Annotated in this window: 11 protein-coding genes and 1 tRNA gene; all 12 read left to right on the top strand. The window is 61.7% G+C overall.

Annotation, left to right across the window (positions count from 1 at the left end; genetic code table 11):
• Nucleotides 1–208: 208 nt before the first annotated feature.
• The 12 genes from AOA60_RS08255 to AOA60_RS08200 all read left to right on the top strand — a co-directional run bounded on the left by AOA60_RS08255 (nucleotide 209) and on the right by AOA60_RS08200 (nucleotide 13,324).
• Nucleotides 209–1,219 carry an aspartate-semialdehyde dehydrogenase gene (locus tag AOA60_RS08255; RefSeq protein ID WP_099584006.1) on the top strand — a complete coding sequence of 337 codons (1,011 nt, stop codon included), beginning with the start codon at nucleotides 209–211 and terminating at the stop codon, nucleotides 1,217–1,219.
• Between the two features lie 162 nt (nucleotides 1,220–1,381).
• Complete coding sequence (locus AOA60_RS08250) at nucleotides 1,382–3,955, top strand: FimV/HubP family polar landmark protein (RefSeq protein ID WP_099584005.1); 2,574 nt, start codon at nucleotides 1,382–1,384, stop codon at nucleotides 3,953–3,955.
• A gap of 232 nt (nucleotides 3,956–4,187) precedes the next feature.
• Complete coding sequence (gene truA, locus AOA60_RS08245) at nucleotides 4,188–5,012, top strand: tRNA pseudouridine(38-40) synthase TruA (RefSeq protein ID WP_099584004.1); 825 nt, start codon at nucleotides 4,188–4,190, stop codon at nucleotides 5,010–5,012.
• Nucleotides 5,013–5,075: 63 nt separating this feature from the next.
• Nucleotides 5,076–5,696 (top strand): phosphoribosylanthranilate isomerase, encoded by a 621-nt coding sequence (locus AOA60_RS08240; RefSeq protein WP_099584003.1) that lies wholly within the window; start codon nucleotides 5,076–5,078, stop codon nucleotides 5,694–5,696.
• 243 nt (nucleotides 5,697–5,939) lie between these two features.
• Complete coding sequence (gene accD, locus AOA60_RS08235) at nucleotides 5,940–6,860, top strand: acetyl-CoA carboxylase, carboxyltransferase subunit beta (RefSeq protein ID WP_099584002.1); 921 nt, start codon at nucleotides 5,940–5,942, stop codon at nucleotides 6,858–6,860.
• A complete protein-coding gene (gene folC, locus AOA60_RS08230; protein ID WP_099584001.1) occupies nucleotides 6,857–8,164 on the top strand; it encodes a bifunctional tetrahydrofolate synthase/dihydrofolate synthase in 1,308 nt (435 codons plus the stop codon). The genes accD and folC overlap by 4 nt, the downstream gene beginning before the upstream one ends.
• On the top strand, nucleotides 8,148–8,798 hold the full coding sequence (locus AOA60_RS08225) for an SPOR domain-containing protein (RefSeq protein ID WP_099584000.1): 651 nt from the start codon (nucleotides 8,148–8,150) through the stop codon (nucleotides 8,796–8,798). Before folC ends, AOA60_RS08225 begins: the two co-directional genes overlap by 17 nt.
• A 195-nt stretch (nucleotides 8,799–8,993) precedes the next feature.
• A complete protein-coding gene (locus AOA60_RS08220; RefSeq protein ID WP_003192538.1) occupies nucleotides 8,994–9,551 on the top strand; it encodes a CvpA family protein in 558 nt (185 codons plus the stop codon).
• A gap of 41 nt (nucleotides 9,552–9,592) precedes the next feature.
• Nucleotides 9,593–11,098, top strand: a complete 1,506-nt coding sequence (gene purF / locus AOA60_RS08215; protein WP_099583999.1) for an amidophosphoribosyltransferase — start codon at nucleotides 9,593–9,595, stop codon at nucleotides 11,096–11,098.
• 65 nt (nucleotides 11,099–11,163) lie between these two features.
• On the top strand, nucleotides 11,164–12,375 hold the full coding sequence (locus AOA60_RS08210) for an O-succinylhomoserine sulfhydrylase (RefSeq protein WP_099583998.1): 1,212 nt from the start codon (nucleotides 11,164–11,166) through the stop codon (nucleotides 12,373–12,375).
• An 11-nt stretch (nucleotides 12,376–12,386) separates the two neighbouring features.
• Nucleotides 12,387–13,151: an SDR family oxidoreductase gene (locus AOA60_RS08205; protein ID WP_099583997.1), complete on the top strand. Its 765-nt coding sequence runs from the start codon at nucleotides 12,387–12,389 to the stop codon at nucleotides 13,149–13,151.
• Between the two features lie 100 nt (nucleotides 13,152–13,251).
• Nucleotides 13,252–13,324, top strand: a tRNA-Val gene (locus AOA60_RS08200).
• The last annotated feature ends 2 nt before the right edge of the window (nucleotides 13,325–13,326 follow it).

Below are 13,326 nucleotides of genomic sequence, written 5' to 3'. Positions count from 1 at the left end.
AGTAAGAGAAACCCGCGCTCTGGTGACAGGCGCGGGTTTTTTGTTGTTCTTTCGGCCGCTATCGGGGGCAATCCCCCTCCCACATTTTGGTGGGAGGGGGCTTGCCCCCGATAGGGCCATCAGCCACACCATAAAACCCAGGTTAATTGCCTCACCCCCGGCCACCCGGTAAAGTGCCGCTCCCCCCGCAATGCCCGAGGCAGCCCCCATGACCCAGACCTTTGAAATCGCCGTGATCGGCGCCACCGGTACTGTTGGCGAAACCCTGGTGCAGATTCTCGAAGAACTGGCATTCCCGGTGGGCACCCTGTACCTGCTGGCCGGCAATAATTCCGCCGGTGCCTCGGTGCCATTTCGCGGCAAGAATGTGCGGGTCAAGGAGGTTGATGAGTTCGATTTCAGCAAGGTGCAACTGGCGTTCTTCGCCGCCGGCCCCGCCGTCACCCTGAGTTTCGCACCACGTGCAACGGCAGCCGGCTGTTCGGTGATCGATCTGTCCGGTGCCTTGCCCGCCGAGCAGGCGCCACAGGTGGTGCCGGAAGCCAATGCCCATGTACTGAAGGGATTGAAAAAACCGTTCCAACTCGGCAGCCCAAGCCCGTCCGCGACTAACCTTGCGGTGGTGCTGGCGCCGCTGCGTGGCTTGCTGGATATCCAGCGTGTGAGCGTCACGGCCAGCCTGGCAGTGTCTGCTCAAGGGCGTGAAGCCGTGAGCGAACTGGCCCGTCAGACCGCCGAGTTGTTGAACGTACGCCCGCTGGAGCCGAAGTTCTTCGACCGGCAAATGGCCTTCAACCTGTTGGCACAAGTCGGCACGCCAGATGCGCAAGGTCATACAGCCTTGGAGAAGCGTCTCGTACACGAACTGCGCACAGTGCTTGAATTACCGTCGCTGAAGATTTCAGCAACCTGCGTTCAAGCTCCGGTGTTTTTTGGCGATAGCCTGACGGTGTCGTTGCAATTGGCCGCACCGGTCGACCTGGCTGCGGTCAACCTGGCCCTTGATGCCGCTGCGGGTGTAGAGCTGGTGGAGGAGGGCGATTACCCGACAGCCGTGGGCGATGCGGTCGGCCAGGATGTGGTCTATGTCGGCCGGGTTCGTGCTGGCGTGGACGACCCGGCGGAACTAAATCTGTGGCTGACGTCAGATAACGTACGCAAAGGTGCCGCACTTAACGCGGTGCAGCTGGCGCAGTTGTTGATAAAAGGCCTTGCGTAAAAGATACTTGGCGTCAATTTGTAGATTGATTCTAGCCAGGCGCTATGCTTGGTCCGAAGTGCAACAGAAGCGTGTCGGTGACCTATCGGCTCGCCATGCCTTATGGCAAGCGGTTACCAACCTTCTCGCAGGCCGGGGAGTGTTCAGACAAAGGATGAGGCTATGGTTCAAGTTCGCAAACTGGTGTTAGCAATAGCGGCCGCCTCGGCGCTGTCCTCCGGTATGGCGCAGGCGCTGCAGCTGGGGGAAATGACCCTCAAGTCGAAGTTGAACCAGCCCTTGTCGGTGGAAATCGAATTGCTCGATGTCGGCGGCCTCACAGCGTCCGAGATCACGCCTAGCCTGGCGTCCTCCCAGGCGTTTGTGGATGCTGGCGTCGATCGCCAGGCATTCCTCAATGACCTGACATTTACCCCGGTGATCAACGCCAATGGTCGCAGCGTGGTGCGTGTCACCTCCAGCAAGCCGCTGCCTGATTCCTATGTGCGTTTCCTGCTGCAGGTGCAATGGCCAAACGGTCGATTGATGCGCGACTACAGTGTGCTGCTCGATCCGGCCAAATTTGACCAGTCTGCCCCGGCCCCGGCCCCGGCCCCGGTCGCAGCGGCGCCAGCCCCACGCTTGGGCGCACCTGCCAGCGCCGCGCCTGTTGCGAGCAAGCCGGCCCAGCACACCACGACCTCCCGCGACACCCTTTGGGAAATCGCCGAGAAGCACCGCAATGGCGGTTCGGTACAGCAGACCATGCTGGCTATCCAGGCGCTGAACCCCGGCGCCTTCATCGACGGCAATATCAACCGCTTGAAAACCGGCCAGGTGCTACGCCTGCCGGACACCGTACAAAGCACCGCACTGCCGCAACCCCAGGCGATTGCCGAAGTCCGGGCGCAGAATGATGCCTGGCGTCAGGGGCGTCGCACGGCCTCCAATCAGGCCGCAGGCAAGCAACAACTGGACGCCACCAAGCGTACCCAGGCCGGTAATGCGCCATCGACCACCAATGCCCAGGACAAGCTGAGCCTGGTCTCGGCAGAAGCCGCCAAGAAGGGCGGCAAGAGCAAGGCCGGCGACAGCCAGGGCCTGAGCGACAAGCTGGCGATGACCCAGGAGCAGCTGGACACCACTCGCCGTGATAACGAGGAACTCAAGAGTCGTGCGGCGGACCTGCAAAGCCAGCTGGATAAACTGCAAAAGCTGATTCAACTGAAGAACGATCAACTGGCTCGTTTGCAGGCGGAGAAAGGCGACCCGGCGACAGCGATGCCTGCACAGCTGGCCAGCGACCCGGCGGCCACTCCGGCAGCCCCCGCACAGACCGCTGCGCCAGCGCCGACACCGGACGCTCCGGCACCCGCGCCGGAAGCGGCCAAACCGGTCGCCACCACTGACGCCGAGGCCCCGGAAGGCAAGTTCAACGACCTGCTGACCAACCCGGTTGTCCTCTCTGTTATCGGGGGGGCAGCGGGCTTGGTGGTCTTGTTGCTCCTGCTGCTGTGGGCGCGCCATCGCAACGCCCGTCGCGAAGAGGAAAAGCACCTGCGCATGGCGCGAGCGCTGGCCGAAGAACCGGAATTCACCTCGGATATCGAGCACGACCTGCCGTCGGACAGCTTCGAGGGCCTTGAGGTGCCGCCACCGAGCGTCAAGCTGGCCGCTGCTCCGGCGCCCGCGCCAGTGGTTGAGCCTGCTGTGGTTGTGCCAACAGTCGCCTCCGTGCTCGCGCCGCTGGCTGTTGCCGTGGCCCCGCAGAATGCCAACGATGCCTTGGCGCAAGCCCAGTCCCATATCGACCGTGGTCACCTGAACCAGGCTGCCGATGTGTTGGAGCAAGCGATCAAGCACGAGCCCAAGCGCAGCGACTTGCGTTTGAAGCTGATGGAAGTCTATGGCCTGCAAAGCGACAAGGACGGCTTCGTAACCCAGGAGCGCCAACTCGTGGCCAATGGTGAAAACCACGCCCAGGTCGAGCAGCTCAAAGCGCGCTTCCCGGCGATGGCCGTATTGGCGGCAGGTGTCAGTGCGGCGGTTGCTGCGGCGGCACTGGATGCTCAGTACGTCAAGGATCTGCTCGAAGACAAGCCGGCTGCACCAGAGCCGGAGGCTTTTGACAGTGATTTTGATCTGAGCCTGGACGATCTGGAGGCTGCCTCACCGGCGGAGATCAAGGACGATCAACAGACGTTCGAGTCGCTTCTGAAAGAGCAAACCGCCGCCAAGCCGGCCTCGGATGACCTGTCTGACTTTGACCTGGACCTGCAGTTGGATGCGCCGTCGTCAACGCAGTCCGACGATGACTTCCTGTCTGGCCTTGAAGATCAGATGAACGACGTTCCAGCTGTCGAACCGCCAACGCTGAAGCCTGCAGCGTTGGATGACTTCGATCTGCCGGAAGATTTTGATCTGTCCCTGGCGGACGAGCCGCAAGCGGCGGCCAAGCCTGATGCTTTCGCCTCGGAGCTGGACGATGTCAACGCCGAGCTGGATCGCCTGTCCCAGAGCCTGGAACATCCCTCCATCGAGCCTTCTTTCACGGCTGAAGATGCGGCGCTTGGCGGTGATGAGCCTGAGTTCGACTTCCTGTCTGGCACCAATGAGGTCGCTACCAAGCTGGACCTGGCCCAAGCCTATATCGACATGGGCGATGCGGACGGAGCGCGGGATATCCTTTCCGAAGTGCTCACCGAAGGCGATGAGATTCAGCGCGGCGAGGCCAAGGAAATGCTCGGTAGAATTTGAAGGCTGATACAACACACAGGTGGGAGGGGGCTTGCCCCCGATAGCGCCGGGCCATTCAGCACAGCTAGTTGCTGACCCCACAGCTATCGGGAGCAAGCCCCCTCTGGCATTCGGTCCGCGTCAATCCTGAACAAAAGCGCCCGTCACACGGCTGCCGCATTTATAATGGCCGCCTTTGCGCAACTCATCAGGCTCTCAGTTCTTGGCAAATATAGATAACGCAGCCGCCGAAATGGCGGCCGCAGGCTTTTACCGCATCGCCCTGGGCGTTGAATACAAAGGTTCACGCTATCGCGGCTGGCAGCGCCAGGCGTCGGGCGTGCTGACGGTGCAGGAAACCCTGGAAAAGGCCCTGTCCAAAGTCGCCGATTCGCCGGTGTCGTTGATGTGCGCCGGGCGTACCGACGCAGGGGTGCATGCCTGCGGCCAGGTGGTGCATTTCGATACCCAGGCCGAGCGGACCATGAAGGCTTGGGTGATGGGCGCCAATATCAATTTGCCCCATGACGTCAGCGTCAGTTGGGCCAAGGTCATGCCGGCGCATTTTCATGCGCGGTTCAAGGCCATCGCCCGGCGTTACCGCTATGTGATCTACAACGACCAGATCCGCCCGGCGCACCTCAACGAAGAAATCACCTGGAACCATCGCCCGCTGGACGCCGAGCGCATGGCCGAGGCCGCGCAGCATCTGGTGGGGGTGCATGACTTCAGCGCGTTCCGGGCCGGTCAGTGCCAGGCCAAGTCGCCGATCAAGGAAGTCCATCACCTGCGGGTGACCCGCCACGGCAAGATGATCGTGCTGGATATCCGCGCCGGCGCTTTTCTGCACCATATGGTGCGCAATATCGCAGGAGTGCTGATGACCATCGGCACCGGCGAGCGCCCGGTCGAGTGGGCGAAGGAAGTGCTGGAGAGCAGGGTTCGCCGGACCGGCGGCGTGACGGCGCATCCATTTGGCCTTTACCTGGTGGATGTGGAGTATCGCGACGAGTTCGAACTGCCCCAGCGATTTATCGGGCCACACTTCCTCACGGGTTTCAGCGAACTTGGCGGCTGACGCCCGGAAAAGCTTTTGTTACCATCCGGGACTTTCTCGGTCCAACCCTGGAGTTTCTGCGCTATGTCCGTCGTTCGCAGCAAGATTTGCGGGATTACCCGCATAGAAGATGCGCTGGCGGCAGTCGAGGCGGGAGCGGATGCCATTGGTTTCGTGTTTTATGCCAGGAGCCCGCGGGCGGTGAATGTGTTGCAGGCGCGGGCGATCATCGCCGCATTGCCGCCCTTCGTGACCACCGTGGGTTTGTTCGTCAATGCCAGTCGTTGCGAACTCAATGAAACCCTGGACGCCGTACCGTTGGACATGTTGCAGTTTCATGGCGACGAAACCCCGGATGTATGTGAAAGCTATCAACGCCCGTACATCAAGGCGCTGCGCGTCAAGGCCGGGGACGATATCGCCGGTGCGTATGCAGCTTATGGTGGCGCGCGCGGGATTTTGCTGGATACCTATGTCGAAGGCGTACCCGGTGGTACCGGCGAAGCGTTCGATTGGTCGCTGATCCCCGAGGGATTGAGCAAGCCGATCATTCTGGCCGGTGGGCTCAGCCCCGCGAATGTCGCGGCGGCCATCGAACAGGTTCGCCCGTATGCCGTGGACGTCAGCGGTGGGGTGGAGCAGGGCAAGGGCATCAAGGATCACGACAAGATTCGCGCATTTATGCAGGCTGTGCGCGGGATGTGACGGCTGGCAGTCTGCCGCCGTCCATAGCTACCACTGTGTAAAACAGCCCGGTGCCGCCTGAGGTGGCCCGGAAATGAAGTGGCAAACCTGCACGGGCAGGTTGTCTGGAAGGCTGAGGGTGCAGGCTGGAAATGGCAGGTCGAACGTCTGACCCCGTCCAGCTGGCGTCATCGCCACATATGAATTTAGCTCAAGGGCATACGCGGGGCTGTGTTCAAGCCACCGGTACTGGAGAAAGAAAGCATGAGCAACTGGTTAGTAGACAAACTGATCCCTTCGATCATGCGTTCCGAGGTGAAAAAAAGCTCGGTTCCTGAAGGTCTGTGGCACAAATGCCCATCCTGCGACGCGGTGCTGTACCGTCCGGAGCTGGAAAAGACCCTGGACGTTTGCCCCAAGTGCAACCACCACATGCGTATCGGCGCCCGCGCCCGCATCGACATCTTCCTGGACGCCGACGGCCGTAACGAGCTGGGCGCTGACCTGGAGCCGGTGGACCGTCTCAAGTTCCGCGACGGCAAGAAGTACAAGGATCGCCTGACCGGCGCGCAAAAGCAGACCGGTGAGAAAGACGCACTGATCTCCATCAGCGGCAAGTTGCTGGGCATGCCGGTTGTGGTCTCGGCGTTCGAGTTTTCCTTCATGGGCGGCTCCATGGGGGCCATCGTCGGTGAGCGCTTTGTTCGCGCCGCCAACTACGCCCTGGAAAACCGTTGCCCGATGATCTGCTTCGCCGCCTCCGGTGGTGCGCGTATGCAGGAAGCCCTGATCTCCCTGATGCAAATGGCCAAGACCTCTGCGGTGCTGGCGCGTCTGCGTGAAGAAGGCATTCCGTTCATCTCCGTGCTGACCGACCCGGTCTACGGTGGCGTTTCCGCCAGCCTGGCAATGCTGGGTGATGTAATCGTCGGCGAGCCAAAAGCCCTGATCGGCTTTGCCGGTCCGCGCGTGATCGAGCAGACCGTTCGCGAAAAACTGCCGGAAGGTTTCCAGCGCAGCGAGTTCCTGCTGGAGCACGGCGCTATCGACCTGATCATCCCGCGCGGCGAACTGCGTCCGCGTCTGGGTAACCTGCTGGCGCAAATGATGGGCCTGCCGACGCCGGTGTACGTCGCGCCTAAAGTCGAGCCGATCGTCGTGCCGCCGGTGCCTGCGAACCTATGACCCAGCGTACCCTGGGCGAATGGCTCGCCTACCTTGAGCAGTTGCATCCTTCCGCCATCGACATGGGCCTGGAGCGCTCGCAACAGGTAGCGGCCCGCCTCGGGTTGGGCCGGCCGGCACAGCGTGTGATCACGGTGACCGGCACCAACGGCAAAGGCTCTACCTGCGCCTTTGTCGCTGCGCTGCTGCAAGCACAAGGGCTGAAAGTGGGCGTGTACAGCTCACCGCACCTGCTGCGCTATAACGAGCGGGTGCAGCTCAATGGCGTCGAAGCCACTGATGAGCAGCTCTGCGAAGCCTTCGCCGCACTGGATGCGGGCCGGGGCGAGACCTCCCTGACTTATTTCGAGATGGGCACCCTGGCGGCGTTCTGGCTGTTCGAGCGTGCGCGGTTGGATGTGGTCGTTCTGGAAGTTGGCTTGGGTGGGCGTCTCGACACGGTCAACGTGGTGGATGCTGACCTGGCGTTGGTTACCAGCATTGGCGTGGACCATGCTGACTATTTGGGTGATACCCGCGAGTCGGTGTCCTACGAAAAGGCCGGGATTTTCCGTCAGAGCAGGCCCGCATTGTGTGGTGACCTGGACCCGCCGCAACCCTTGCTCGACAAGGTGCGCGAGCTGGATTGCCCGTTTTTCCTACGCGGTCGCGACTTCAATCTCGAAATTGGTGCGCAACACTGGCAATGGCGTGGGCACGATGCTCGCGGCCAGGCAGTAGAGCTGCGTGACTTGCCGCTGCTGAACCTGCCAATGGAAAACGCCGCGCTGGCGCTGCAAGCCTATCTGCTGCTGGATCTGCCTTGGCAGGCTGAACAGATTGCCGCGACGTTGCTGGCGACCCGTATGGTGGGGCGTTTGGATCGTCGTGCGTTCGAGTGGGAAGGCAAGCGCCTGAACCTGCTGCTGGATGTGGGCCATAACCCCCATGCGGCCGAGTACCTGGCGCAACGCCTGGCGCGCACGCCGCCGGCGGGGCGTCGTCTTGCTGTTTTTGGTTTGCTTGCCGATAAGGATCTGGGTGGCGTGGTTGCGCCGTTGCTGGGCAATGTGCAGGCGTGGGCCGTAGCACCGCTGGACACTCCGCGCAGCCGTCCGGCTGTTGAGCTTGAAGTGGCGTTGCAGAACCTTGGTGCGCCCGTGACGTCGTATGCAAGCGTAACTGCCGCCCTGGAGGCGCAGTGCGCGGTAGCGACGGCCGAGGACGAGATTCTGTTGTTCGGATCATTTTATTGTGTTGCCGAGGCGCTTGAGTGGTTGGCCCGGCGCTCCACGGAGGAAGCTGCAGATGGCATTACTGGATAGCGCATACAAGCAGCGAATGGTCGGCGCCCTGGTGCTGGTGGCACTGGCGGTGATTTTCCTGCCGATGCTGTTTTCCCGTCAGGACGAACAGCGCCAGGTAGTTGTCGAGGCCCCGGCTGCGCCCGAGGCGCCGGCGTTGCCACAGGTGCAGGTTGAGCCGGTGGTGGTGCCTGAGCCTCAGGCCTTGCCCGAGGAAGCGCCTTTGCCTGTGGATGAAGAGATTGCAGCGCCGTCCACGCCTGTGCAGCCGAGCGTGCCAGTGGTCAAGCCCGCTCCGGCGCCTGTTGTAGCCGCCAAGCCGGCCGCTCCGGTGCCTGCGCCCAAGCCGGTGGCGCCGCAACCCGCTGCGCCGGGCAAGCCGGACGTGGGTCAGAGCCGTATCGACCCGAATGGCCTGCCGATCAGTTGGTCGATCCAGGTGGCCAGCCTGGGCAATCGCGAGGGTGCCGATGCCTTGCAGAAGAAGCTGCGTGCCCAGGGCTATAACGCCTATATCCGCAGTGCCGATGGCAAGAATCGCGTATTCATCGGGCCGTTGATCGAGCGTGCCGAGGCGGATCGCCTGCGCGACTTGCTGGATCGTCAGCAGAACCTGAAGGGATTTGTTACCCGGTTTCAGCCTGAGCGCGGCTGAGTTCGCAGGGTGTCAGCCTGGAATGCAATCAAATGTGGGAGGGGGCAAGCCACCTCCCACATTGGTTTTGTGGTGGGGTTGAAATCGGGCTGGCTCACCACAAACTATTGATTTGCAAAGCAGCCGCAATCACCGCTTACCGATAGCCCGGCGCTCTGCTAAAATGCGCCGCCTCATCCGTCCGTAGGCTCAAACGTGCCATTTACCTGGGTTGACTGGGCGATTGTTGCAATCGTCGCCATCTCCGCTTTGATCAGTCTAAGCCGCGGCTTCGTTAAAGAAGCACTGTCGTTGCTGACGTGGATCATCGCAGGAGTCGTAGCCTGGATGTTCGGTGGATCACTGTCTGTCTACCTGGCCGGATACATAGAGACACCTTCGGCTCGCGTCATCGCGGGCTGCGCCATCATGTTCATCGCCACGCTGCTGGTGGGGGCAATGGTCAATTATCTTATTGGCGAATTGATACGTGTCACTGGCCTCTCCGGGACCGATCGATTTCTCGGCATGGCCTTCGGCGCCGCGCGTGGCGCGTTGCTGGTGGTCGTGGCGGTCGGGCTGTTGAGCCTGGGGCCGGTACAGCAGGATTCGTGGTGGCAGGAGTCGGTACTCGTGCCAAAATTTCTATTGGTTGCAGATTGGTCCAAGAACCTCATATTGGGGTGGAGCAGTCAGTGGCTGGCCAGCGGAATCAGCGTACCCGCTGATCTTCCGTTCAAGGAACACCTCTTGCCGGCCAAAACGCCGCAGTAAGCTGTGTTCAGTCAAGATTCATTAAGTAGGGGTTGCGTCGCATGTGTGGCATCGTCGGTATCGTCGGTAAGTCGAACGTCAATCAGGCGCTGTATGACGCGCTAACCGTCCTCCAGCACCGCGGCCAGGATGCTGCCGGTATTGTGACCAGCCACGACGGCCGGTTATTCCTGCGCAAGGACAATGGGCTCGTGCGTGACGTGTTCCATCAGCGTCACATGCAGCGTCTGGTCGGGCACATGGGCATTGGCCATGTGCGTTATCCGACTGCCGGTAGCTCGACTTCGGCCGAAGCTCAGCCGTTTTACGTCAACTCGCCTTACGGCATCACCCTGGCGCACAACGGCAACCTGACCAACGTTGAGCAACTGGCCAAGGAGATTTACGAATCTGACCTGCGCCACGTCAACACCAGCTCCGATTCGGAAGTACTGCTTAACGTGTTCGCCCACGAGCTGGCACAGCGTGGCAAGCTGCAGCCGACCGAAGAAGACGTCTTCGCCGCCGTGATCGACGTGCACAACCGCTGCGTCGGTGGTTATGCCGTGGTTGCGATGATCACCGGCTATGGCATCGTCGGCTTCCGTGACCCGCACGGCATCCGCCCGATTGTGTTCGGCCAGCGTCACACCGACGAAGGCGTCGAGTACATGATCGCGTCCGAAAGCGTGTCCCTGGACGTGCTGGGCTTCACCCTGATCCGCGACCTCGCGCCGGGCGAAGCGGTGTACATCACTGAAGACGGCAAGCTGCACACCCGTCAGTGCGCCGTGGCGCCGAAGCTCACCCCGTGCATCTTCGAACACGTCTACCTGGCGCGTCCGGATTCGATCATCGACGGCGTTTCGGTCTACAAGGCGCGTCTGCGCATGGGCGAGAAGCTGGCCGACAAGATCTTGCGCGAGCGTCCTGAGCACGACATCGATGTGGTGATCCCGATCCCGGACACCAGCCGTACCGCTGCGCTGGAACTGGCCAACCACCTGGGCGTCAAGTTTCGCGAAGGCTTCGTGAAGAACCGCTACATCGGCCGTACCTTCATCATGCCGGGCCAGGCTGCACGCAAGAAGTCGGTGCGCCAGAAGCTCAACGCCATCGAGCTGGAGTTCCGCGGCAAGAACGTGATGCTGGTGGATGACTCCATCGTACGTGGCACCACCTGCAAGCAGATCATCCAGATGGCCCGCGAAGCCGGTGCGAAGAACGTGTACTTCTGTTCCGCAGCGCCCGCCGTGCGTTACCCGAACGTGTACGGTATCGACATGCCGAGCGCCCACGAACTGATCGCCCACAACCGTACTACCCAAGACGTGGCCGACCTGATCGGCGCCGACTGGCTGATCTATCAGGACCTGCCGGATCTGATCGAAGCGGTCGGCGGTGGCAAGATCAAGATCGCTGAGTTCGACTGCGCCGTGTTCGACGGCAAGTACGTGACCGGTGACGTCGACGAGGCCTACCTGAACAAGATCGAGCAGGCGCGTAATGACTCGTCGAAGATCAAGACCCAGGCGGTCAGCGCGATCATCGATTTGTACAACAACTGAGTAAACACCGGCCCTGAGGGGCCGGTTTTGTATCATAAATAAAGAATTGAGTAAGGAGTGGCAGCATGAGTCAGGAATGGGATGCCGGTCGGTTGGACAGCGACCTCGATGGCGTAGCTTTCGATACCCTGGCTGTGCGTGCCGGCCAGCACCGCACTCCGGAAGGTGAGCACGGTGATCCGATGTTCTTCACTTCGAGCTATGTGTTCCGTACCGCGGCCGACGCCGCTGCGCGCTTTGCTGGTGAAGTGCCGGGCAACGTGTATTCGCGCTACACCAATCCAACCGTGCGCGCGTTCGAAGAGCGCATCGCGGCCCTGGAAGGCGCTGAGCAAGCTGTGGCCACGGCCACCGGCATGGCGGCGATCCTGGCGGTGGTGATGAGCCTGTGCAGCGCTGGCGACCACGTGCTGGTGTCTCGTAGCGTGTTTGGTTCGACCATCAGCCTGTTCGAGAAGTACTTCAAGCGCTTCGGTATCGAAGTGGACTACGTGCCTCTGGCGGATCTGTCCGGCTGGGACGCAGCAATCAAGGCCAACACCAAATTGCTGTTCGTCGAGTCGCCATCCAACCCGCTGGCCGAACTGGTGGATATCGCCGCGCTGTCCGAAGTGGCTCACGCCAAGGGCGCGATGCTGGTTGTCGACAATTGCTTCTGTACGCCGGCGTTGCAGCAGCCGCTGAAGCTGGGTGCCGATATCGTTGTGCACTCGGCCACCAAGTTCATCGATGGTCAAGGCCGTTGCATGGGCGGCGTGGTTGCCGGTCGCGGCGAGCAGATGAAGGAAGTAGTGGGCTTCTTGCGCACTGCCGGCCCGACGTTGAGCCCGTTCAACGCCTGGATCTTCCTCAAGGGCCTGGAAACCCTCAGCCTGCGCATGAAGGCTCATTGCGCCAACGCCCAGGCCCTGGCCGAGTGGCTGGAGCAGCAGGACGGTATCGAGAAAGTGCACTACGCCGGCCTGAAGAGCCATCCGCAGCACGAATTGGCCCAGCGCCAGCAGCGTGGTTTCGGTGCCGTGGTGAGCTTTGAGGTGAAGGGCGGCAAAGAGGGTGCCTGGCGCTTTATCGATGCGACGCGCTTGATCTCCATCACCGCCAACCTGGGTGACAGCAAGACCACCATCACGCACCCGAGCACCACCTCCCACGGGCGCCTGGCGCCGCAGGAGCGTGAAGCGGCCGGTATCCGTGACAGCCTGATCCGCATCGCGGTCGGTCTGGAAGATGTCGCCGACTTGCAGGCAGACCTGGCCCGCGGGCTGGCTGCCTTGTGATCGAGTGGTCCATGGAGGCTGCAGCGGCCACTAACGGCCGCGTCGCGCTCGTCACAGGGGCTGCGCGGGGCATTGGTCTTGGTATTGCCGCGTGGCTGATCAGTGAAGGCTGGCAAGTGGTGTTGACCGACCTGGACCGCGAGCGCGGCTCCAAGGTGTCCAAGGTGCTGGGCGAGAACGCCTGGTTTATCAGCATGGACGTGGCCGACGAGAAGCAGGTCGCTCAGGGCGTTGCTGAAGTGCTCGGACAATTCGGCCGCCTGGACGCGTTGGTGTGTAACGCGGCGGTGGCTGACCCGCGCAATATCACTCTGGAAAGCCTCGACCTGGCTTACTGGAATCGCGTGCTGGCGGTGAATCTCAGCGGGCCGATGTTGCTGGCCAAGCACTGTGCGCCGTACCTGCGCGCTCACGGCGGGGCCATCGTCAACCTGGCGTCGACTCGGGCTCGTCAATCTGAACCCGATACCGAGGCTTACGCGGCGAGCAAGGGCGGCTTGTTGGCCCTGACTCATGCCTTGGCCATGAGCCTGGGGCCGGAGGTGCGGGTGAACGCGGTCAGCCCTGGCTGGATCGATGCCCGTGATCCTGCGGCGCGGCGTGCCGAGCCGTTGACTGATGCCGATCATGCCCAGCATCCGGCGGGCAGGGTGGGTACGGTCGAGGATGTTGCGGCAATGGTGGCGTGGCTGCTGTCGCGCCAGGCCGGGTTTGTCACCGGGCAAGAGTTCGTGGTGGACGGCGGCATGAGCAAGAAGATGATCTACAGCGAGTAGTGCAGTCTTGAAGCAATTTTGTCTTTTTTAGAAAAACTTCAAGCAGGCTATTGACTTAGGTCCGCTACCTGCGTAAATTTCGCGGCCTCAACGAAGCAAAGGGTGATTAGCTCAGCTGGGAGAGCATCTGCCTTACAAGCAGAGGGTCGGCGGTTCGATCCCGTCATCACCCACC

This window comes from Pseudomonas sp. 2822-17, assembly GCF_002742485.1.
In the GTDB taxonomy this organism is placed as follows: Bacteria; Pseudomonadota; Gammaproteobacteria; order Pseudomonadales; family Pseudomonadaceae; genus Aquipseudomonas; species Aquipseudomonas cyclaminis.
Note: the sequence above shows the minus strand (reverse complement) of the source record. Positions and strands in the feature narration are given on the sequence as shown.

What these genes read in the sequence shown, in the direction of transcription:
- AOA60_RS08255 (WP_099584006.1), top strand. Translation starts at nt 209, where the DNA reads ATGACCCAGACCTTTGAAATCGCCGTGATCGGCGCCACCGGTACTGTT.
- AOA60_RS08250 (WP_099584005.1), top strand. Translation starts at nt 1,382, where the DNA reads ATGGTTCAAGTTCGCAAACTGGTGTTAGCAATAGCGGCCGCCTCGGCG.
- truA (WP_099584004.1), top strand. Translation starts at nt 4,188, where the DNA reads ATGGCGGCCGCAGGCTTTTACCGCATCGCCCTGGGCGTTGAATACAAA.
- AOA60_RS08240 (WP_099584003.1), top strand. Translation starts at nt 5,076, where the DNA reads ATGTCCGTCGTTCGCAGCAAGATTTGCGGGATTACCCGCATAGAAGAT.
- accD (WP_099584002.1), top strand. Translation starts at nt 5,940, where the DNA reads ATGAGCAACTGGTTAGTAGACAAACTGATCCCTTCGATCATGCGTTCC.
- folC (WP_099584001.1), top strand. Translation starts at nt 6,857, where the DNA reads ATGACCCAGCGTACCCTGGGCGAATGGCTCGCCTACCTTGAGCAGTTG.
- AOA60_RS08225 (WP_099584000.1), top strand. Translation starts at nt 8,148, where the DNA reads ATGGCATTACTGGATAGCGCATACAAGCAGCGAATGGTCGGCGCCCTG.
- purF (WP_099583999.1), top strand. Translation starts at nt 9,593, where the DNA reads ATGTGTGGCATCGTCGGTATCGTCGGTAAGTCGAACGTCAATCAGGCG.
- AOA60_RS08210 (WP_099583998.1), top strand. Translation starts at nt 11,164, where the DNA reads ATGAGTCAGGAATGGGATGCCGGTCGGTTGGACAGCGACCTCGATGGC.
- AOA60_RS08205 (WP_099583997.1), top strand. Translation starts at nt 12,387, where the DNA reads ATGGAGGCTGCAGCGGCCACTAACGGCCGCGTCGCGCTCGTCACAGGG.